Source organism: Burkholderia contaminans, assembly GCF_029633825.1.
Lineage (GTDB): Bacteria > Pseudomonadota > Gammaproteobacteria > Burkholderiales > Burkholderiaceae > Burkholderia > Burkholderia contaminans.
The window spans coordinates 1834543-1854123 of record NZ_CP090641.1 but is presented as its reverse complement, the minus strand read 5'-3'; the positions used below and the strand labels follow the sequence as shown (position 1 = coordinate 1854123).

20 protein-coding genes and 1 pseudogene are annotated in these 19581 nt (G+C 67.5%); 11 read left to right on the top strand and 10 right to left on the bottom strand.

Annotation, left to right across the window (positions count from 1 at the left end; translation table 11 throughout):
- Positions 1-37: 37 nt before the first annotated feature.
- Together LXE91_RS26025 and LXE91_RS26020 are read left to right on the top strand one after the other, a co-directional pair.
- Positions 38-1153, top strand: a complete 1116-nt coding sequence (locus LXE91_RS26025; protein ID WP_039344318.1) for a J domain-containing protein — start codon at positions 38-40, stop codon at positions 1151-1153.
- A 274-nt stretch (positions 1154-1427) separates the two neighbouring features.
- Positions 1428-1751 carry a DUF4148 domain-containing protein gene (locus LXE91_RS26020; RefSeq protein WP_039344321.1) on the top strand — a complete coding sequence of 108 codons (324 nt, stop codon included), beginning with the start codon at positions 1428-1430 and terminating at the stop codon, positions 1749-1751.
- 243 nt (positions 1752-1994) lie between these two features.
- On the opposite strand, the pseudogene LXE91_RS26015 reads toward LXE91_RS26020, so the two are convergent.
- Positions 1995-2294: pseudogene (locus LXE91_RS26015) on the bottom strand (pectin acetylesterase-family hydrolase); the annotation flags it as partial.
- Between the two features lie 2 nt (positions 2295-2296).
- Between LXE91_RS26015 and LXE91_RS26010 the strand changes: the two are divergent.
- A complete protein-coding gene (locus LXE91_RS26010; protein ID WP_217490221.1) occupies positions 2297-2467 on the top strand; it encodes a helix-turn-helix domain-containing protein in 171 nt (56 codons plus the stop codon).
- A gap of 79 nt (positions 2468-2546) precedes the next feature.
- On the opposite strand, the gene LXE91_RS26005 is transcribed toward LXE91_RS26010, so the two are convergent.
- The 6 genes from LXE91_RS26005 to LXE91_RS25980 all read right to left on the bottom strand — a co-directional run bounded on the left by LXE91_RS26005 (position 2547) and on the right by LXE91_RS25980 (position 8106).
- Positions 2547-3452: a LysR family transcriptional regulator gene (locus LXE91_RS26005; protein ID WP_039344327.1), complete on the bottom strand. Its 906-nt coding sequence runs from the start codon at positions 3450-3452 to the stop codon at positions 2547-2549.
- Positions 3453-3528: 76 nt separating this feature from the next.
- Positions 3529-4773, bottom strand: coding sequence for an acyl-CoA dehydrogenase family protein (locus LXE91_RS26000; RefSeq protein ID WP_039344330.1), 1245 nt, complete (start codon positions 4771-4773; stop codon positions 3529-3531).
- Positions 4774-4806: 33 nt separating this feature from the next.
- Positions 4807-5565: an SDR family NAD(P)-dependent oxidoreductase gene (locus LXE91_RS25995; protein ID WP_039344333.1), complete on the bottom strand. Its 759-nt coding sequence runs from the start codon at positions 5563-5565 to the stop codon at positions 4807-4809.
- 7 nt (positions 5566-5572) lie between these two features.
- A complete protein-coding gene (locus tag LXE91_RS25990) occupies positions 5573-6337 on the bottom strand; it encodes an SDR family oxidoreductase (RefSeq protein WP_039344690.1) in 765 nt (254 codons plus the stop codon).
- A gap of 43 nt (positions 6338-6380) precedes the next feature.
- Entirely contained in the window at positions 6381-7412 is a 1032-nt protein-coding gene (locus LXE91_RS25985) for a phosphotransferase (RefSeq protein WP_039344335.1), read from the bottom strand.
- A 19-nt stretch (positions 7413-7431) separates the two neighbouring features.
- Positions 7432-8106: a histidine phosphatase family protein gene (locus tag LXE91_RS25980; protein ID WP_039344338.1), complete on the bottom strand. Its 675-nt coding sequence runs from the start codon at positions 8104-8106 to the stop codon at positions 7432-7434.
- A gap of 208 nt (positions 8107-8314) precedes the next feature.
- On the opposite strand from LXE91_RS25980, the gene LXE91_RS25975 reads away from it, so the two are divergent.
- Positions 8315-8470: a DUF3309 family protein gene (locus tag LXE91_RS25975; RefSeq protein ID WP_039344341.1), complete on the top strand. Its 156-nt coding sequence runs from the start codon at positions 8315-8317 to the stop codon at positions 8468-8470.
- Between the two features lie 196 nt (positions 8471-8666).
- On the opposite strand, the gene LXE91_RS25970 is transcribed toward LXE91_RS25975, so the two are convergent.
- Positions 8667-9167, bottom strand: coding sequence for a GNAT family N-acetyltransferase (locus LXE91_RS25970; protein WP_069301796.1), 501 nt, complete (start codon positions 9165-9167; stop codon positions 8667-8669).
- Positions 9168-9387: 220 nt separating this feature from the next.
- Between LXE91_RS25970 and LXE91_RS25965 the strand changes: the two genes are divergently transcribed.
- A complete protein-coding gene (locus LXE91_RS25965) occupies positions 9388-10125 on the top strand; it encodes a response regulator (protein WP_039344344.1) in 738 nt (245 codons plus the stop codon).
- Position 10126: 1 nt separating this feature from the next.
- Positions 10127-11212, top strand: a complete 1086-nt coding sequence (locus LXE91_RS25960; RefSeq protein ID WP_039344346.1) for an ATP-binding protein — start codon at positions 10127-10129, stop codon at positions 11210-11212.
- A gap of 39 nt (positions 11213-11251) precedes the next feature.
- Here LXE91_RS25960 and LXE91_RS25955 read toward each other — a convergent pair whose 3' ends face one another.
- Entirely contained in the window at positions 11252-11938 is a 687-nt protein-coding gene (locus LXE91_RS25955) for a hypothetical protein (protein WP_039344349.1), read from the bottom strand.
- A gap of 193 nt (positions 11939-12131) precedes the next feature.
- On the opposite strand from LXE91_RS25955, the gene LXE91_RS25950 reads away from it, so the two are divergent.
- On the top strand, positions 12132-13409 hold the full coding sequence (locus LXE91_RS25950; RefSeq protein WP_039344352.1) for an MFS transporter: 1278 nt from the start codon (positions 12132-12134) through the stop codon (positions 13407-13409).
- A gap of 418 nt (positions 13410-13827) precedes the next feature.
- Here LXE91_RS25950 and LXE91_RS25945 read toward each other — a convergent pair whose 3' ends face one another.
- Positions 13828-14775 carry a LysR family transcriptional regulator gene (locus tag LXE91_RS25945; RefSeq protein ID WP_039344357.1) on the bottom strand — a complete coding sequence of 316 codons (948 nt, stop codon included), beginning with the start codon at positions 14773-14775 and terminating at the stop codon, positions 13828-13830.
- Between the two features lie 114 nt (positions 14776-14889).
- Between LXE91_RS25945 and LXE91_RS25940 the strand changes: the two genes are divergently transcribed.
- The 4 genes from LXE91_RS25940 to LXE91_RS25925 all read left to right on the top strand — a co-directional run bounded on the left by LXE91_RS25940 (position 14890) and on the right by LXE91_RS25925 (position 19545).
- Positions 14890-15945 (top strand): 4-hydroxythreonine-4-phosphate dehydrogenase PdxA, encoded by a 1056-nt coding sequence (locus tag LXE91_RS25940; RefSeq protein ID WP_039344361.1) that lies wholly within the window; start codon positions 14890-14892, stop codon positions 15943-15945.
- Between the two features lie 67 nt (positions 15946-16012).
- Positions 16013-17185 carry an L-rhamnonate dehydratase gene (locus LXE91_RS25935; protein ID WP_039344364.1) on the top strand — a complete coding sequence of 391 codons (1173 nt, stop codon included), beginning with the start codon at positions 16013-16015 and terminating at the stop codon, positions 17183-17185.
- Positions 17186-17193: 8 nt separating this feature from the next.
- A complete protein-coding gene (locus LXE91_RS25930; protein WP_039344366.1) occupies positions 17194-18111 on the top strand; it encodes a dihydrodipicolinate synthase family protein in 918 nt (305 codons plus the stop codon).
- A gap of 141 nt (positions 18112-18252) precedes the next feature.
- Positions 18253-19545, top strand: coding sequence for an MFS transporter (locus LXE91_RS25925; protein WP_039344369.1), 1293 nt, complete (start codon positions 18253-18255; stop codon positions 19543-19545).
- The last annotated feature ends 36 nt before the right edge of the window (positions 19546-19581 follow it).

Sequence of the window (19581 nt, the reverse complement as noted above, 5' to 3'; positions counted from 1 at the left end):
CTGCTGCGCGTCCTGCCGCAGCCGAAGGAGATTCATCATGACCGCACGTCGCGGAACAGCGGTCGCCATCGCGCCCGGCCACGAGGCAGCCAGCCTGTCGAAAGCCCAGAAAGCGTTCAATACGCTCGTCCAGCAGATCGAGAAGCGGCGCGAGCGGCTCGGCGCGTGGGAAGCCGTGATGCCGGCCTTCCAGAAGAAATTCGTCGACGAGCTGTTGCCGCTCGAACAGACGTCGACCGCGCTGCGGATCCGGTTGCTCAATCAGCTCGACGACGCGTATCTGCAGAAAGGATTGAGCAAGGCCGAGCAGCACACCCTGTCCGGGATGATCGCCAACATGGCGGCCGACTTGCTCGACTTCAGCGACGACGCGCAATTGAAGGCCATCCACGCACGGCACAGCGCCGCCGATCACGGCAGCCACGCAGCAGCCGAGCCGAGGCCGGAATCGACGCCGGAATCGCCGCCCGGCGAGGCAACGGAAGACGATCTCGACGCGCTGTCGCCCGAAGAACTCATGGCGCGCATGCAGGCCGAACTCGACGAACAGTTCGAGCGCGACATGGCCGAGCACGCGGCTCGCGAGGCACAGCGCGCCAAGCGCAAGAAAGCGCCCCGGCAATCGGCCGCGCTGGCGAAGCGCGAAGCCGAGCAGGCCGAAGCGAGCCGCTCGATCCGCGAGGTCTACCGGAAGCTGGCGAGCGCGCTGCACCCCGATCGCGAGACCGATCCCCAGGAGCAGGAACGCAAGACCGTGCTGATGCAGCGGGTCAACCACGCTTATGCGAACGGCAAGCTCCTGCAACTGCTGGAATTGCAACTGGAGATCGAGCAGATCGACCGGCACGCGATCAACGGCCTCGGCGAAGACCGGCTCGCGCGCTACAACGGCATCCTGGAAGATCAGCTTCGCGAGCTGGATCAGGAGATCCAGGACGTCGAGACCGGTTTCCGGCGGACTTACGGAATCGCGCCGTCGGTCAAGGTCGCGCCCGATACCGTCATGCGCATGCTCACGCGCGACATCGCGGGCACGCAGCGCAGCATCCACGACCTGAACCTGACGCTGCGCGAGTTCGACGATCCAGCGAACGTCAGGGAATGGCTGAAGGACATGAAGCGCCAGCGCGCATTCCCGCGTTTCGACGACTAGCGTTGCCGGGCGGGCCCGCGGCTGCCCGCCGGACATCGCGTGCATCGCCGCCTGGATGGAGCGGCTGCACGCGCCTCATCCATCGGCATTCCGCGCGACCAACGCAAGTGAAAGCCGGTCCCTCGAGCGCCCCACTTCTCCCACTGTCACGGATTCAGGAACACACTTGGACGGGAATCGGCATTTATCCGGCCGATCCGGGTTCCTAAACTTGTCTCGTTGGTTCAGCCAGCCGCCATCGCGCCGAACCGCAACGAAACTGTCTGAGGAAACCGTGAAATCCATCATCGTCACCATCGCCACCGTCGCCGCTACCGCCACCGCCCTCCTCGCCGCACCGGCCGTGTCGTACGCGCAGTCGTCGCATTCGACGCTCACGCGTGCGCAGGTGCGCCAGGAATTGTTCGACCTCGAATCGGTCGGCTACGAGCCGATCGCCGGTGATGGCGACAACTATCCGGGCGACATCGTCGCCGCACAGGAGCGCCTGGCTGCCAAGCGGCTGGCCGAGCACAAGAGCGCCGAAGCAGCCTACGGGTCGAACGGTGCGGCCGGCACGGAGTCGGGCGCGCCGGCGGTTGCGGTGGTGAAGCCGTAACGCCGTAACGCCCTAGCGCACCGCCACGCATCGACGCAGGCGAGCGGCCGCGACATCCGGCCGTCGCACTGCGCCGCGGCCGCCCGCTCGGGCGAACCGCCGCCTCCCTTCACGCCCGGTGCCCCGAGATCGGCCCCGCTTCGCCGGTCAGGTTGAAGATGCTGTCGATCCACGCCAGAAACGTCGAGAACGTGAAATCCGACCACTGCTGCGTGCGGAACGCCTTCATCACCGGCGTATCGAATAGGGCACGATAACCTGTGTCCACTGCTGCGTCTCGACCTTCGGTTCGCCGACGAGAATATGCGCGAGATCCATCCGCGTGAGCAGCGGCGACAACAGGCTCTGGCTCGCGGCGCCGTTCATGTAGTTGTGCGGAATGCCGTCCGGGTTGAAGCCGCCGAGGCCGGCTTCCGCGCCGCTCGACGTCTGCGTGCAGGTGCCGTAGTTCCAGCACGCGCCGCCCGGCTCCATCATGTACAGCAGGTTGTCCGACTGCGCTCGATTGATGTAGAAGCGCATCGGCGTGCCGTTGCCGCACGACGGTGATCGATACGATCCGCAGGAAGCGCGCGTTCACGCTGCTGAGCAACCCGCGGCTGTCGATCGAGGATGTCGCGCACGAAGTCGGCTTCAGCGATGCGCACAACTTCCGGCGCGCGTTCAAGCGGTGGACCGGGCACGGGCCGAGAGAGGGGCAGCGCACGGCATCGTGACGGGCGCGCCTTCGACCGGAACGGGCGGCGGCGCCGCCCCGCTGCCGCATCGCCCCCGTTGGCGTGCCCCGCACGCGCATCACTGCACGTCGCCGATCCCGCCCATCAGCGTCATCAGTTGCTCGCGCAGCCACCGGCTGCCCTGATCCTGATCGGCGCTGCGATGCCAGTAGCAGAAGTATTCGAGGCCCGGCATCTCGAACGGCAGTTCGAGAATGCGTGCGGGATAGCGCTGCAGCAGCCGCAGCGGCGCGGTCAGCGCGAGATCGCTGCGCATCGCGATCAGCGGCGCGACCATGTAGTGCTGCACGCGCATCTGGATGGTGCGGCGCAGCCCGAGGCGTGTCAGCTCCGCGTCGACGTGCCCGCTGCCCTTGCGGCGGCTCGACACGTGGATGTGCCCCAGCGCAAGGTAGTCGTCCATGGTGAGCGTGTCGCCCTTGTACGGATGATCGTCGCGGATCATGCACGCATAGCGGTCGCGCACGAGCAGCGCCTGGTGCAGATGCGGATCGCCGATCAGTGGCGCATCGATCGCGATGTCGACGGAGCCGTTCGCGAGCGCGGTCGCGACTTCGCGGCGGTCCATCGTGTAGCTGCGCACGTGCATGCCGGGCGCATGCGTCTGCAGCAGTTCGCCGAGCGCGGGCAACAGCAGCGCCTCGGTCAGGTCGCTCATGCTCATCCGGAACACGCGCGTGGACGACGCCGGATCGAACACGTCGCCTTCGTGCGCGCTCGAGTCGAGCAGCTGCATCGCCTCGCGCACGCGGCCGACGATGTTCTCGGCCAGCGGCGTCGGCATCATCCCGGCCGGCGTGCTGACGAACAGCGGATCGTTCAGGGTCTTGCGCAGCCGCGCCAGCGCGTTGCTGACGGCCGGCTGCGTGATGTTCAGCACCTCGGCCGCGCGGGTCAGGTTGCGCTTGGTGTAGATCGCGTCGAATACGACGAACAGGTTCAGGTCAATCTTCGAAAGGCGCATCGCCGGATCTCCTTGCCGGCATCTTACGGCGTGCGCCTCCCGTTCGTCCACGGCCCTGCGCATCGTGGCGCGATGCTCAGCCGCGCAGCGGCGGCGTCAGGTACGCGGCCGTCGCACCCGGCTCGCCGTCCTTGATTTCCATGCGCGCGATCGCCTGCAGGTGCACCTCGTCCGGGCCGTCGGCGAAGCGCAGCGCGCGGCCCCAGGTCCAGTGATCGGCGAGCGGCGTATCGGGGCTCAACCCCGCCGCGCCGAACACCTGCATCGCGCGGTCGCACACGTCCGTGTACACGGTCGGCACCAGCGCCTTGATCATCGAGATTTCCTTGCGGGCGGCCTTCGCGCCGACCTTGTCGATCATCCATGCGGCCTTCAGCACGAGCAGACGCGCCTGCTCGATCTCAATGCGCGAGCGCGCAATCCATTCGCCGACCGTGCCGTGCTTGTTCAGCGGCTTGCCGAACGCGACGCGCGACTGCGCGCGGTCGACCATCAGCTCCAGCGCGAGCTCGGCCGCGCCGATCGAACGCATGCAGTGGTGGATGCGGCCCGGCCCGAGGCGGGCCTGCGCGAGCGCGAAGCCGCTGCCCTCCTCGCCGAGCAGGTTGCTCGCCGGCACACGTACGTTGTCGAACGTGATCTCGCAGTGCCCTTCCGGCGCGTGGTGATTGACCACCGTGATGTTGCGCACGATCGTCACGCCCGGCGTGTCGCGCGGCACGAGGATCATGCTCTGCTGCTGGTGCGACGCGGCCTCGGGATCGGTCTTGCCCATCACGATGAAGATCTTGCAGTTCGGATGCGCGGCGTTCGTGATGAACCACTTGCGGCCGTTGATCACGTACTCGTTGCCCACGCGCTCGATGCGCGTCGTGATGTTCGTCGCGTCCGACGACGCCACATCCGGCTCCGTCATCGCGAACGCCGAGCGGATCTCGCCGCGCAGCAGCGGCTTCAGCCACTGTTCGCGCTGCTCGGGCGTCGCGAACATGTGCAGCAGTTCCATGTTGCCGGTGTCCGGCGCGTTGCAGTTGAACACTTCCGACGCCCAGCCCACCCGCCCCATGATCTCGGCGAGCGGCGCGTATTCGAGGTTCGTCAGGCCCATGCCGGGCTCGTCGTCCTTCAGGTGCGGCAGGAACAGGTTCCACAGCCCTTCCGCTTTCGCGCGCGCCTTCAGTTCCTCCATGAACGACACGGGATACTGGCCCGCATGCACTTCCTCGTTCCACTGGCGAATGCGCGGCACGATGTGCGCGTCCATGAATGCGCGCACGCGGCTGCGCAGTTCTTCCACTTTCGGGGTGTAGCCAAAGTCCATGATCGACTCCTCGATTCCGTACGTTCGATTCGGTCAGAAGGCCGAGACACCGCCGTCGACGGCGACGGCCTGCCCGGTCAGATACGTGTTTTCCTTCGCGCACAGCGTCAGCATCGTCGCGACGATTTCCTCGGGCCGGCCGAGCCGCTTCATCGGCGAGCCCTGCGCAAGAAAATCCTGGCGGTCGCCGATATCGCTGTCGGTGACCATCGGCGTCGTGCTGTAGAACGGGCACACCGCATTCACGCGAATGCCGTGGCGCGCGTATTCGATGGCCGCCGTCTTCGTGAGCCCGACCACCGCATGCTTGGACGCCGCGTAGGCCGCCAGCTTCGGCGCGCCGCCGAGCCCGGCCATCGACGCGACGTTCAGGATCACGCCCGAGCGCTGCGCGAGCATCTGGCGGATCTGGTGCTTCATCCCGAAGAACACGCCCTTCGCGTTCACCGCGAAGCTCAGGTCGAGATCGGCTTCGTCGGTGTCGATCAGCGCCTTCATCGGCGGTGCGATGCCCGCGTTGTTGATGCCGACGTCGAGCCGGCCGAAACGCTCGGCCGCCGCCTGTACCAGCGATGCAACCTCCGCCTCGACGCGCACGTCGCAGCGTTGCGCGATCACGTCGGCGCCGGCCGCGCGCAGCGGCGCGGCCACGCGTTCGAGCGCGTCGCCGTTCAGGTCGCCGAGCGCGACGCGCGCGCCCATCGCGGCCAGCTCGCTCGCGAGCAACGCGCCGAAGCCGCTCGCGGCGCCGGTGATCATCACGGCTTGCCCTACGTAGCTGTCGATCTTCATCGCGCGCTCAGATCGTCAGGCCGCCGTCGACGACGATGCATTCGCCGTTCGTGTAGCTCGCCGCGTCCGACACGAGATACAGCACGGTGCCGGCCATTTCGCGCGGCTCCGCATGGCGGCGCAGCGGGATCTTCCCCATCCAGGTCTCGTAGATCGCTTTGTCGGCGAACAGCGCGCCCGCGAACTTCGTCTTCGTGAGACCCGGCAGCAGTGCGTTCACGCGGATGCCGAGCGGCCCGCATTCCTTCGCGAACGCCTTCGTCATGTTGACGACCGCGGCCTTCGTGATCGAGTAGATGCCCTGCCGGTCGCCCGGCTGCAGCGCGTTCACCGATGCGGTGTTGACGATCGCGCCGCCGCCGTTCGCCTTCATCAGCTTGCCGGCCTCGACCGACATGAAGAAGTAGCCGCGGATGTTCACCTCGACCGTCTTCTCGTACGCGGCGAGGTCGGTATCGAGGATGTGCCCGAAATACGGGTTCGCGGCCGCGTTGTTCACGAGGATGTCGAGGCGGCCGTGCTTGCCTCGGATGTGCTCGAACGTCGCGGCGATGTCTTCCAGACGCCCGACGTGGCAGGCCAGCGCCTCGGCGCGGCCGCCTGCCGCGACGATCTCGTCGGCCACGGCCTGGCAGTCGTCGAGCTTGCGGCTCGACACGATCACGTGCGCGCCCTGCTGCGCGAGCAGTTTCGCGATTTCCTCGCCGATGCCGCGGCTCGCGCCCGTCACGAGTGCGATCTTGCCCGTCAGGTCGAACAGATTCGTTGCCATGTTGCTGTGCTCCTCCATTGATATGTTGTCCTGCGCGACGGCTTCAGCGATGCGCGTCGATCACGCCGACGGCCAGTTCGGCGAGCCGCCCGGCCATCGCGCCGACGCGCAGCGCCTGCTCGCTCGACGCATTGCCCTGCAGCGCGCGCGCCTTCACGCCCTGTGCGATCGATGCGAGCCGGAAGAAACTGAACGCGAGATAGAAGTGCCAGTCGCGGATCGGCTCGATGCCGCGCAGTTCGCAATAGCGCGCGACGATCGCAGCTTCGTCCGGCACGCCGAGTTCGGCGCGATCCTGGCCCGCGAGCCCGCGCACCTGCCCGCCGGACGGCAGCCGCAGGCACATGCAGAGATACGCGAGATCGGCGAGCGGGTTGCCGAGCGTCGACAGTTCCCAGTCGAGCACGGCCTGCACGCGATAGCTGTCGCGCGCGAACATCAGGTTGTCGATCCGGAAATCGCCATGCACCAGCGTCGGCCGGCCCGTGTCCTCCGGGCACGCCTTCGGCAGCCAGTCGATCAGCGTTTCCATCGCGTCGAGGCGCTCGGTTTCCGCCGCGCGGTACTGCTTCGTCCACACGCCGATCTGACGCTCGAAGTAATTGCCGGGGCGGCCGTAGTCGGCGAGGCCCACTGCCTCGACATCGACGTCGTGCAACGCGGCCATCGTCTGCAGCAACGCGTCGTAGCATGCGGCGCGGTCGGCCTTCGGCAATTCGGGCAGCGCCGGGTCCCAGAAGATCCGGCCGTCTTCGTAGCTCATCACGTAGAACATGCTGCCGATCACGTCGCGGTCTTCGCAGAGGTGATACGGACGCGCGACCGGCACCGCGGTGCCCGACAGCGCGGTGAGCACGCGGAATTCGCGGTCGACCGCATGGGCGGACTTCAGCAGTTCGCCCGGCGGCTGGCGGCGCAGCACGTAGCGGCCGCTCTTCGCGTGCAGCAGGAAAGTCGGATTCGACTGGCCGCCGGCAAACTTCTCCATGTCGACCGGGCCTTCGAAGCCCGGCACGTGCGCTTCCAGATAGCGCGTGAGGCGGGCTACGTCGAGTTGCTGGGTAGGGTTCGTCATCGTCGCGATCGTTCGTGGGTCAGCCGTAGGTTCGCAGCGCGTGTCGTTCGGGATCCTCCAGATGCGGGATGCCGTTGAACGACGCGAGGTGGAATGCATCGGCGTTGAAGAAAAACTGCGAAAGACTGCTGTTGCGGATCTGCAGGTTCAGCGCGATTGCGCTCGACGGCGGGGCGACCAGCACCTGCTGCACGGTGACCGCGATCGGGCCGCCGGAGCTCACCGCCAGCACGCGCTGGCCGCCGCCGTGGCGGATCGCCGCGCGGGCCTCGGCCACGCGCTGCTGGAAGTGCGCCCAGGTCTCGGGCGCCGCATCGCCGAGCTTGTCTTCCGACCAGAGCTGCAGCACCTGCCGGAGCGCGCGGAAATGCTCCTTCATCGAGCCGGCCGCGAGGCGGGCGATGTCGGGGTAGTCGTGCGCGGCGGCCGCGAACAGCCCGTGGAAGTCGTATTCGTTCAGGCCCGGGTGACGGTCGACCGGCGCGCCTTCGCGGCCCATCCCGCACAGGATCGCGTCGACCGTCTGCGCGTGGCGGTTCAGCGTGCCGCAGATCACGCGGTCGAATGTGAGCGCTTGCTGCGCGAAGTATTCGCCGAGCCAGACGCCCTGCTGCTTGCCCGCCGCGGACAATCGGTCGTAGTCGTCCGTGCCGAAGGACGCCTGCCCGTGCCGTACCAGAAAAAGTTCAGCCATCGCATGCCCGCCAGATCAGAAGGATTCAGCATAGGGGGCGAGGACGCATTTTTAAACTTTATTTTCTGAATCCCGGGGTATTCACTTCGTGAATCCACCCCGCTCCGGGCCTTGCCGTTTCTCGGCGCGCGCCATCGCGGCACGAGCATTGCTCCCATCGCTCTCGGCGGGAGAACCGCGAAGTCCAATCCATTCCAGGAGGGGTGCGATGCTCGGTACGATCCTTATCATCATTCTGATTCTTATACTCATCGGTGCATTTCCTGCATGGCCCCACAGCCGAAGTTGGGGCTATTGGCCCTCGAGCACCGTCGGGCTGGTCGTCGTCATCGTCGTGATACTGGTGCTGATGGGTCAGATCTGAGGCAACAGCGCGCCAGCCGGGCACGCAGAGGCCCGTATGAAACAATCGCTGCCGGCCATACCGGAACGTGCCCATCCTCGTGCCGGGATGGCCGGCAGTCGATTCCCGGGCATGAAGGCACGGTGTCGCGCAGTATTTCGACTATTCACAGGTGAGTTGCGGCGGCTTCCGTTTCTACGGATCGGGAAGCGGTGTGCTACCGGATCGTGCGCTGCATGACGATCACGTCGCCGGAAAACCTCGGATTCACTGTGCGACGAATCTCGTCGAAGCCTTCGCGCTGCCAGAAGGCCTGGGCGCGAGGATTGGTCGAGATGACGGCCAGTTGCGCGACGCGGTAGCCCCACTTCCTCCCCATGTCGAGGAGCAACCCCAACGCGGCCTTGCCGTAACCGCGCCGCTGATGCGCTTCCGAGAGCAACAGCAGACCGATCCACAGGCAGTCGTCGTCCGGATAGGCCCGGATGACATCCGCGCAGCCGATCATGTGCTGGTCGACGCACAACCCGAACACCGATTTGTCGGCCGCCGCCTTGGCGGCAGGCTTGCCATCGAAAAAATCGTCGACGTCTGCCTCCGTCGGCAAACGGCCTTCGACGCATTGCGCGTACGAAGGCGCTTCGGTGAAGACACGCCAGACGTCGGCACGGTCGCTGGCCGACTCGCCGGAAAGCGGGTGAAGGGTGAGCATCAGCATCGGATGGCCGCTGGAGACAGGAAACCCGATTTTAGGGCGAACGGCATTCCTCAGGCATTACGCTTCCGGAACGCACCGCAGCCCGCTTGCACCCAGCCTCCGCGCCCGCCGTTGCCCACCGCGCTCGACACGCGATGACCGCCGCCCGACCTCTGCTCGACGGCGTTTCCCATGCGGTAGTATGGCGACTCGATGGAAACCCCGATGGACTCTCACACGTATGGCCCAGCCTGATCTCACGCCCCCTTCCAGCGCCGGCCAGGACGCCCAGGCGCTCGTCCTCGTCGCCGAAGACGAACCCGAGATCGCCGAGATCCTGACCGCCTACCTCGCGCGCGGCGGCCTGCGCACCGTGCACGCGGCCGACGGCCGCCGCGCGCTGGAACTGCACCTGCAGCTCAAGCCCGACCTCGTGCTGCTCGACGTGCAGATGCCGCACGTCGACGGCTGGAAGGTGCTCGCCGAGATCCGTCATCGCGGCGACACGCCCGTGATCATGCTGACCGCGCTCGACCAGGACATCGACAAGCTCACGGGCCTGCGCATCGGCGCCGACGATTACGTGGTGAAGCCGTTCAATCCCGCCGAAGTCGTCGCGCGTGCGCAGGCGGTACTGCGCCGTTCGATGGCCGGCTCCCGCCAGGAAGAGCAGCGCGTGCTGCGGGTCGCGCCGTTCGAAATCGACCTCGAACACCACGAAGCCACGCTTGAAGCGGGCGGCGAACGGCACACGCTCGTGCTGACGCTCACCGAGTTCAAGCTGCTCGCGCAGCTCGCGCGCGCGCCGCGACGCGTGTTCAGCCGCGCCGAGCTGATGGCCACCTGCCTGCCGGAAGGCGACGCGCTGGAGCGCACGGTGGACAGCCACGTCAGCAAGCTGCGCAAGAAGCTGGACGACCTCGGCGTGCAGGGCGTGCCCGTCAGCGTGCGCGGCGTCGGCTACAAGCTCTGGAGTTGACGTGAAGCTCGATGGCCTGAGCCGGCAGATCGCGCTGACGATGGCCGGGATGGTATTCGGCGTGACGCTGCTGATGGTGCTCACCGCCACCATCTTCTATTACGTCGCGTTCAACTACTGGCCCGCGCATTTCAACACGAAGAACTTGCTGCCGACCGCACCGGAATGGCTGTGGCTGATCGCGACCACGTCGGTCGGCCTCGTGCTGTCGGTCGCGGTCGCCGTCAATCTCGCGCGCCGCATCCTCGTGCCCCTCAATTCGGTCACGGACAGCATTCGCCGCGTCGCGCGCGGCGATCTCGACGCGCGTGCCGTGGCAGGCGACCGCTCGCTGCATGAAGCCGCGCTGCTCGCCGACCAATTCAACGCACTCGCCGACGAGCTGCAGCGCGTGACCAACGAACAGGCAATCTGGAACGCCGCGATCGCGCACGAACTGCGCACGCCCGTCACGGTACTGCGCGGGCGCCTGCAGGGGCTCGCCGAAGGCGTGTTCAAGCCCGACGAAGCGCAGTTCCGCAGCCTGCTCACGCAGGTCGAAGGGCTGACACGGCTGATCGAGGATCTGCGCGTGGTCAGCCTCGCGGATGGCGGCCATCTGAGCATCGAGATCCGCGACGCCGACCTTGCCGCCGACGTGCGCGCCGTGGTCGACGTGTTCGCGCATGCGCTGCAGGCCGCCGGCCAGCACCCGGTGCTCGATCTCGACCCGCGGCGCATGCGCTGCGACCCGGTGCGCGTCCGTCAGGCGCTGCTCGCGCTGCTGGAAAACGCACGCCGCCATGCGGTGCCCGGCACGATCCGGATCCAGACGCGCATCGAAGCAGGCATGTGCCGGCTGCGCGTCGAAGACGACGGCCCCGGCATCCCGGCCGATTTCGCGCCGCACGTGTTCAAGGCCTTCCGTCGCGTCGACGAGTCGCAGCCCGGCGGCAGCGGCCTCGGGCTCGCCGTCGTCGCGGCGATCGCCCATGCGCACCACGGCGAAGCCGTCTGCGTACCGACCGGTGCGGGTGGCACGCGGTTCGAAGTGCAGTGGCCCGACAACCTCGTGCCGGCGCCGGACAACGCGCGCTTTCCGGCTTGAGACGCCGGATTCTCGACGCCTTTACGTCACCTTCAACCGTCACGCGCCCGGTTCGCGCCCGACCTGTTCGAGCGGCGGGTTGAACCCGAGCACCGTGTACTCCCGCACGGACACGGTTCCTTTCCCCGCCGCGCCCTGCACGACGACCGCGCGCACCGCGCCGGCGCGGTCGAATTTCAGGCGGGTGCCGACGGTCGCGTTGCGCAGCGCCTCCAGTTCCTCGACCCGCGCGATCGCCAGCTTGCGCACCGCGCCGGACACGTACACCGGCAGGAACACCAGCGCGATGAAGATCGACACCGCGTCCTTCGACGCAGTGTCCAGCACCGGCTGACCCGACATCACGAGCGACAGCGAGGTCGCCGCGACGAACATCGCGAGCACGGTCGCGCCCACGCCGAGCGACGAGAACCGTTCGGACGCCTTCTTCATGCGTGCCTTCACGAGCGCGCGCGTGGTCGCGGCGGGCACCAGCCACTCGCGCTGCGCGCCGTAGTACCCGGCAAAGCCGAGGAACAGCGTCGCGACGGCGCTGACGCCGATGCCGGTGTACAACGCGTCGAACAGCACGCAGACGAATTCGAGCACGAACACGATCACCGGCGGCCACAGCAGCAGACGGAACGAATAGCCGTCGCGGCCATGCCCACGGATCCACCATTTCACCGGCGGCAGCTCCCAGAAGCGGCTCTCGCGGCGGAGTGAAAGTTCTTCGTCGTCGGTCAATTCTTCACCTGTGGTGTTCCATTGCGTCGGGTACGACCGATGCTGATGATGCCGCTGAAACGGGAATGAATACCTGGGGTTATCGATTGATCCCAAAGATTCATTGGACAGTGTCTCCGCCGCCGCGCGATGCTGGCCCGGCCAGTGAACGCGGCGTCCTTGCCACGCCGCGCACGAGAATGGAGTGAGACACATGCCTAACGACCACCGTCAACGGCGCCACACGCTGTGGCTGCTGTGCGCGCTTTCGTTCATCCTCTACGTCGACCGCGTCAACCTCGCGACCGCGGCCGGCGCGATCAAGGCCGAGCTCGGCCTGTCGAACACCGAACTTGGCGTCGCATTCTCCGCGTTCGCGTATTCGTATGCAATCTGCCAGATCGGCGGCGGCTGGATCGCCGACCGGTTCGGCGCCCGCATCACGCTGATCGGCTGCGGGCTGATCTGGGTCGTGTCGACCTTCGCCACCGGGTTCGTGCACAGCCTCGGGCTGCTGTTCGCCGCGCGCCTGCTGCTCGGCATCGGCGAAGGCGCGACGCTGCCCGCCCAGGCCCGCGCGATCACCCACTGGTTCCCGCGCGAGCGGCGCGGCGTCGTGCAGGGCTTCACGCATTCGTTCTCGCGGCTCGGCAACGCGGTCACGCCGCCGATCGTCGCCGCGTTGATGACCTGGCTGTCGTGGCGCGCGGCGTTCTTCGTGATCGGCGCGGTCACGCTGGCGTGGCTCGCATGGTGGATCGTCGGCTTCCGCGAACATCCGCTCGGCGACGAAGCGGGCAACGATCGGCGGCGCGCTGCCCGCCCCGCGCCGCCCGCCGGCCCGACGCCGTGGGGGCCGCTGTTCCGCCGGATGGCGCCGACCATCTTCGTCTACTTCTGCTACGGCTGGACCGCGTGGCTGTTCTTCACGTGGCTGCCGACGTTCTTCCTGAACGGCCAGGGCCTGAACCTGAAGTCGACCGCGCTGTTCGCGTCCGGCGTGTTCCTCGCGGGCGTGGTGGGCGACACGCTCGGCGGCTGGCTGTGCGACCGCATCTACCGGAAGACCGGCAACCTCGCGCTGTCGCGGCAGAGCGTGATCGTCGCGAGTTTCGTCGGTGCGCTCGCGTGCCTGCTGCCGCTCGCGGTCGTGCATTCGACGGCCGGCGTCGCGCTGTGCCTGTCGGGCTCGTTCCTGTGCCTCGAACTGACGATCGGGCCGATCTGGGCCGTGCCGAGCGACATCGCGCCGACCCACGCCGGCATCGCGAGCGGGATGATGAACGCGGGCTCCGCGATCTCGGGGATCCTGTCGCCGATCCTGTTCGGCTATCTCGTCGATCGCACGGGGAGCTGGACCGTGCCGTTCATCGGCTCGGTCGCGATGCTGCTGATCGGCATCGTCGCCGCACTGCGGATTCGCCCGGATCGCACGCTGTCGGCGTCGATGCCGGCGCTCGCCGACGCGCCTGCGGCGCCGTCGGTGCACTGAGGCCGTTCGCTTCGGGTTCGCCTGACTTTTTCCGTCTCGCCAGCGGCACGATTGCGCTTCACTGCGGTCCGCGATGGTGGTGCATGACCGACGCGGCTTGCTCGGCTTGCTCGGCTTGCTCGGCTTGCTCGGCTTGCTCGGTTGGCTCGGTTAGCTTGCCTGTTTCGGCTGTTCCGGCTCGCTCGGGCGTTCCTGCTGCTCCTGCTGCTCCTGCTGCTCCTGCTGCTCCTGCTGCTCCTGCTGCTCCGGCTGACTCGGCTGACTCGGCTGGCTCGGCTGGCTCGGTCTGCTCGGCTGTTTCGGCCGATTTGGCCGGCTGGGCTGATTCGGCCGGCTCGGCAGATTCGGCCACCGTGGCTGATTCGGCCAGCGCGGCCGGCGTGGCTGGCTCGGCCGCCTCGGCTGGCAAACCGCGTCATCAAGCGCCGTCATCATCCCCGGCTCCTTCTCGATGAAACAGCGCAAGAAACTGCTGCGCGGGGATGCTCAGCGGCCGGTCGCGCCGCACGAGGCTGCCGTACGACGGCAGCTTCTGTTCGAGCGTGTAATCGATGATCGCGACGAGCCCGTGCTCCGCATTGCGCTGCGCCACCGTCAGCGGAATCACGCCGAGCATCGGCGAACGGTCGACGAGGTTCATCGTGGTCAGGATCGACCCGGTTTCGACCAGCCCGCGCGGCATCGGCTGGTGCCGCGCGTTGAACTCGCGCTCGACGACCTCGCGCGCCGGGCTGCCGGCCGGCTGCAGGATCCACGTGTAATCGAGCAGCGCGTCGAACGCCACGGGCCCCGCGCCCGCGAGCGGATGGTCACGGCCCGCGATGATCGCGAGCGCTTCGTCGTCCACCACGCGGAAGTCGCAATCGGTCCCGACGTGGCGCCCGATCACCACTTCCAGCACCCCGTCAAGAAGCTGCGGCATCAGCCGGTCGCTCGTATCCACCGCTATGTCGATCGCCAGCAGCGGATAACGCGCCTTCAACTGCACCAGCGCCTCGGTGAGCCGCCCCGGCGACGCCGCCATGATGCTGCCGATCGCGAGCCGCCCCGCGCTGCCGAGCTGCAACTCGCCGAGCTCGCGGTTCAGCGCCTCGACACTGCCGCGAATCCCGCGGAAATAGCCGAGCACGCGCTCGCCGGCCGGATTCAGCACGAGCCCGCGCCCGACGCGATCGAACAGCCGCTGCCCGAGTGCGCTCTCCAGCTCGGCCAGCATCTTCGTCGCGGCCGGCTGCGTGAGGCCCATCTGGTCGGCTGCCGCGCGCAGCGTCGAGCATTCGTCCACGGCCAGCAGCAGCGCGATCTGCCGCATGCGTAGCCGGTTCAGCAATTGCGGCGTCGAGTCTCGTCGGTCGATCGAGCCCATCTTTGATTACTCCAGGTTATCGATTCATCAAGAGTTTTCAATTTACCGACTCATTCCGTCTACCTAGCATGAACCCCATAGACAAACGGCCACGCGCCGCCACCGGAGACACCCATGAACACCCCCTCGCCCGCCGCCGCCCTGCCCGTCGTCGCGCTGACGCTCGGCGACCCCGCCGGCATCGGCGCCGAGCTGATCGCGAAACTGCTCGCCCGCCCCGACGCAACTTCCCGCGCGAACCTCGTGCTGATCGGCGATCGCTGGCTGTGGGAAGCCGGCCAGCGCGTCGCGGGCGTGACGGTCGACGTCGAACCCGTCGCGTCGCTCGCCGCCGCGCGCGGCCGGCCGTCGACCGAACGCCCCGCGTTCGTCGCCCTCGACACGATCGATCCGGCCGACGTCACGGTCGGGCAGCCCGGCGCGGCCGGCGGCCGCTCGACGCTGACCGTGCTCGACCTGTGCCTCGACGCGGCACTGGCGGGCGACGTCGACGCGATCTGCTTCGCACCGCTCAACAAGTACGCGATGAAGCTCGGCGGGCTGAAGCACGAGGACGAGCTGCACCACTTCGCCGAGGCGCTCGGCGTGACCGGCTACTTCTGCGAATTCAACACGCTCGGCGAGCTGTGGACCGCGCGCATCTCGTCGCACATTCCGCTGAAGGATGCGCCGGGCTACCTGAGCGTCGAGCGGATCGAACAGGCATCCGAACTGATCTACCGGTCGCTGCTCGCGAACGGTGTCGCCGTGCCGAAGGTGGCGATCGCCGCCTTCAACCCGCACGGCGGCGACGGCGGCAGCTGCGGCCGCGAGGAAGTCGACATCATCGAGCCGGCCGTGCACCGGCTGCAGTCGCGCGACTGGCCGACCGACGCGCCGTTCCACGGCCCGTTCCCCGCCGACACGATCTTCCTGAAGGCGCAGGCCGGCGACTACCAGGCGATCGTCACGATGTACCACGACCAGGGGCAGATCGCGATCAAGCTGCTCGGCTTCTCGCGCGGCGTGACCGTGCAGGGCGGGCTGCCCGTGCCGATCACGACGCCCGCGCACGGCACCGCGTACGACATCGCGGGCCGCGGCACGGCCGACGTCGGCGCGACCTGGCAGGCGCTGCAGATCGCGTGCCGGATGGGCGCCGCGCGCCGTACGCAGCCCGTTTCCGCCTGACCCGACGGCCCCGCCGGCCGCCCGCGTTTCAACACCAAAACATCACACCGAACTCCGGAGACACCCGATGAAGATCCGTTCCGTCCGCGCCCGCGTATTCCAGTGGAAAGGCAAGACCGTCCCGCCCCAGGGCAACTTCTGCTCGAACGCGATGGACCTGCTGTATGCGCCGCAGGAAACGATGAGCACGTTCCGCTTCCATGCGTGGACGGTCGTCGAAGTCGAGACCGACGACGGCATCGTCGGCCTCGGCAACGTCGCGCTCGCGCCGCATGTCGCGAAGGTGATCATCGACCAGTACCTCGCGCCGCTCGTGATCGGCCAGGATCCGTGGGACTACGAATACCTGAACCAGCGGATGTATCGCGCGACCCACGCGTGGGGCCGCAAGGGCATCGGCATGGCGGCGATCTCGGCGGTCGACATCGCGATCTGGGACATCCTCGGCAAGAGCGTCGGCAAGCCCGTGTTCAAGCTGCTCGGCGGCCGCACCAAGGAAAAGATCCCCTGCTACTACTCGAAGCTCTATCGCACCGACCTGAAGGAGATGCAGGACGAAGCGCAGCGCTACCTGAAGGAAGGCTTCCGCGCGTTCAAGATGCGCTTCGGCTACGGGCCCGCGCACGGACAGCAGGGCGTGGTGGAGAACCTGAAGTCGGTCGCGGCGATCCGCGAGGTGATCGGCTACGACAACGACCTGATGCTCGAGTGCTACATGGGCTGGAACCTCGAATACGCGAAGCGCATCCTGCCGAAGCTCGAGAAATACCAGCCGCGCTGGCTGGAAGAACCGGTGATCGCCGACGACATCGACGGCTACGCGGAGCTGAACCAGCTCACGCGCATTCCGATCTCCGGCGGCGAGCACGAGTTCTCGCTGTACGGCTTCAAGCAGCTGCTGGACCGCAAGTCCGTGTCGGTCGTCCAGTACGACACGAACCGCGTCGGCGGGATCACGATGGCGCACAAGATCAACGCGCTGTGCGAGGCGTACAGCGTGCCAGTGATTCCGCATGCGGGCCAGATGCACAACTATCACCTGACGATGAGCACGCTCGCGTCGCCGATGAGCGAGTACTTCCCGATGTTCGACGTCGAAGTCGGCAACGAGCTGTTCTATTACATCTTCGACGGCGAGCCAGTGGCCGAGAACGGCTTCGTGCAACTGCGCGACGACGTGCCGGGCCTCGGTCTCACGCTGAAGACCGAATTCCTCGACCAGTTCGACATCGTCGAGTGAGGGCCGCCATGAACGCACGCTACCAGGGCGTCTTTCCGGTTGTGCCGACGATTTTCGACGCGCACGGCGCACTCGATCTCGACGGCCAGCGCCGCTGCCTCGAATTCATGATCGATGCCGGCTCGCAGGGCCTCTGCATCCACGCGAACTACTCCGAGCAGTTCGCGCTCGGCGACGACGAACGCGACCTGATCACGCGCGTCACGCTCGAACACGTCGCGGGCCGCGTGCCGGTGATCGTCACGACGTCGCACTTCAGCGCGCGCATCTGCGCGGAACGCAACCGGCGCGCGCAGGCACTCGGCGCGGCGATGGTGATGGTGATGCCGCCGTATCACGGCGCGACGTTCCGCGTGCCGGAGGCACAGGTGCGCGCGTTCTTCCGCGAAGCTGCCGACGGCCTCGACATTCCGCTGATGATCCAGGACGCGCCCGCCAGTGGCGTCGCGCTGCCCGCGCCGTTCCTCGCGTCGCTCGCGCGCGAGATCGACGCGGTGTCGTACTTCAAGATCGAGACGGCCGGCGCCGCGTCGAAGCTGCGCGAGCTGATCGCGCTCGGCGGCGATGCGATCGAGGGGCCGTGGGACGGCGAGGAGGGCATCACGCTGCTCGCCGATCTCGATGCCGGCGCGACCGGCGCGATGACGGGCGGCGGCTATCCGGACGGAATTCGCCGAATCACCGACGCGTATTTCGCCGGCCGGCGCGACGAAGCCGTCGAGCAGTATGCGCGCTGGCTGCCGTTGATCAACTACGAGAACCGCCAGTCGGGCTTCCTGACCGCGAAGGCGCTGATGCGCGAAGGCGGCGTGATCGCGTGCGACGCACCGCGCGCGCCGTGGCCCGAGCTGCATCCACAGGTGCGCGCCGGCTTGCTCGACGCGGCGCGGCGGCTCGATCCGCTCGTACTGCGCTGGGGGCGCTAGGCGCGAGGCACCCGACATCGGTTCACCCGTGCAACGCCTCAGGGCGTTGCGCATCGGCGGCCGGTACGACATCGGCGCGTCACGGCGTGACAGCGGTCCATCAGAAGACCGCCGCCGCCCACCACCAAGACTGGAGACACCATGACCCTGTTGAACCCGGCCACCCCGGCCTACGAAGCCGGCGAAGCCATTCCGCGCCGCCGCTGGCTGCGCGTGATTCCGCCGCTGCTGCTCGCCTGCATCATTTCGTACATGGACCGCGTGAACATCGCGTTCGCGATGCCTGGCGGAATGAACGCCGATCTCGGCATGGACGCGACGATGGCCGGCCTCGCCGGCGGCATCTTCTTCTTCGGCTACCTGTTCCTGCAGATTCCAGGCGGCCGGCGCGCCGCGCTCGGCAGCGGCAAGACCTTCATCGCGTGGTCGCTCGTGAGCTGGGCCGTGCTGTCGGTGCTGACCGGGCTCGTCACCCATACGTGGCAACTGCTGACGCTGCGCTTCCTGCTCGGCGTGGCCGAAGGCGGGATGCTGCCCGTCGTGCTGACGATGGTCAGCCACTGGTTTCCCGACCGCGAACGCGGCCGTGCGAATGCGATGGTCATCATGTTCGTGCCGCTCGCCGGCATGATCACCGCGCCGCTGTCCGGCTTCATCCTCGCCGCGTACGACTGGCATCACCTGTTCTTCAGCGCGGGCGCGCTGTCGCTGCTGTGCCTCGTCGTGTGGCTGATGTTCGCCGACGACGGCCCGGAGACCGCGCGCTGGGTGTCGCCGCGCGAGAAGGCCTACATCCTCGACGCGCTGCGCGAAGAACAGGAGCGCAAGCGCGCGGCCGGCACGCCGGCAGCCGCGTCCTTCGGCGAGCTGCTGCGCAACCCGACGATCTGGCTGCTGATCGCCATCAACTTCTGCTATCAGGTCGGCATCTACGGCTATACGATGTGGTTGCCCACCCTGCTGAAAAACCTCACGCACACCGGGATGGGCAAGATCGGCCTGCTCGCGATGCTCCCGTATGTCGCGATGGTGATCGGCATGTTCGTCACGTCGTATCTGTCTGACCGAACCGGCAAGCGCCGACTGTTCGTGCTGCTGCCGCTCGTCGGCTTCGCCGCGTGCCTCGCGCTGTCGGTGCTCACGCATGCGTCGATGGCCGTATCGTTCGCGTTCCTGATCGGCTGCGGCTTCTTCCTGCAGGCGGCGGCCGGCGTGTTCTGGGCGATTCCGCCGAAGCTCTGCAGCGTCGAGACGGCCGGCAGCGCGCGCGGCCTGATCAACGCGCTCGGCAATCTCGGCGGCTTCTGCGGCCCGTATGCGGTCGGCGTGCTGACCCAGCACGTGAGCGCGGCGGCCGGCGTGTACAGCCTCGCGATCACGCTCGCGGTGGCCGGCCTGCTCGCGCTGACGCTGCCGAAACGCTGCGAGGACTGACACCGGATACACGAATACGCAGGCTTGCTGACGCAT

Bases quoted from the DNA above. Each gene is read 5' to 3' on its own strand.
- LXE91_RS25970 (WP_069301796.1), bottom strand. From the start codon at position 9,167: ATGCTGATGCTCACCCTTCACCCGCTTTCCGGCGAGTCGGCCAGCGAC.
- LXE91_RS25985 (WP_039344335.1), bottom strand. From the start codon at position 7,412: ATGACGAACCCTACCCAGCAACTCGACGTAGCCCGCCTCACGCGCTAT.
- LXE91_RS25925 (WP_039344369.1), top strand. From the start codon at position 18,253: ATGACCCTGTTGAACCCGGCCACCCCGGCCTACGAAGCCGGCGAAGCC.
- LXE91_RS26005 (WP_039344327.1), bottom strand. From the start codon at position 3,452: ATGCGCCTTTCGAAGATTGACCTGAACCTGTTCGTCGTATTCGACGCG.
- LXE91_RS25980 (WP_039344338.1), bottom strand. From the start codon at position 8,106: ATGGCTGAACTTTTTCTGGTACGGCACGGGCAGGCGTCCTTCGGCACG.
- LXE91_RS25930 (WP_039344366.1), top strand. From the start codon at position 17,194: ATGAACGCACGCTACCAGGGCGTCTTTCCGGTTGTGCCGACGATTTTC.
- LXE91_RS25945 (WP_039344357.1), bottom strand. From the start codon at position 14,775: ATGGGCTCGATCGACCGACGAGACTCGACGCCGCAATTGCTGAACCGG.
- LXE91_RS25940 (WP_039344361.1), top strand. From the start codon at position 14,890: ATGAACACCCCCTCGCCCGCCGCCGCCCTGCCCGTCGTCGCGCTGACG.
- LXE91_RS26025 (WP_039344318.1), top strand. From the start codon at position 38: ATGACCGCACGTCGCGGAACAGCGGTCGCCATCGCGCCCGGCCACGAG.
- LXE91_RS25965 (WP_039344344.1), top strand. From the start codon at position 9,388: ATGGCCCAGCCTGATCTCACGCCCCCTTCCAGCGCCGGCCAGGACGCC.
- LXE91_RS25950 (WP_039344352.1), top strand. From the start codon at position 12,132: ATGCCTAACGACCACCGTCAACGGCGCCACACGCTGTGGCTGCTGTGC.
- LXE91_RS25990 (WP_039344690.1), bottom strand. From the start codon at position 6,337: ATGGCAACGAATCTGTTCGACCTGACGGGCAAGATCGCACTCGTGACG.
- LXE91_RS25935 (WP_039344364.1), top strand. From the start codon at position 16,013: ATGAAGATCCGTTCCGTCCGCGCCCGCGTATTCCAGTGGAAAGGCAAG.
- LXE91_RS25975 (WP_039344341.1), top strand. From the start codon at position 8,315: ATGCTCGGTACGATCCTTATCATCATTCTGATTCTTATACTCATCGGT.
- LXE91_RS25995 (WP_039344333.1), bottom strand. From the start codon at position 5,565: ATGAAGATCGACAGCTACGTAGGGCAAGCCGTGATGATCACCGGCGCC.
- LXE91_RS26000 (WP_039344330.1), bottom strand. From the start codon at position 4,773: ATGGACTTTGGCTACACCCCGAAAGTGGAAGAACTGCGCAGCCGCGTG.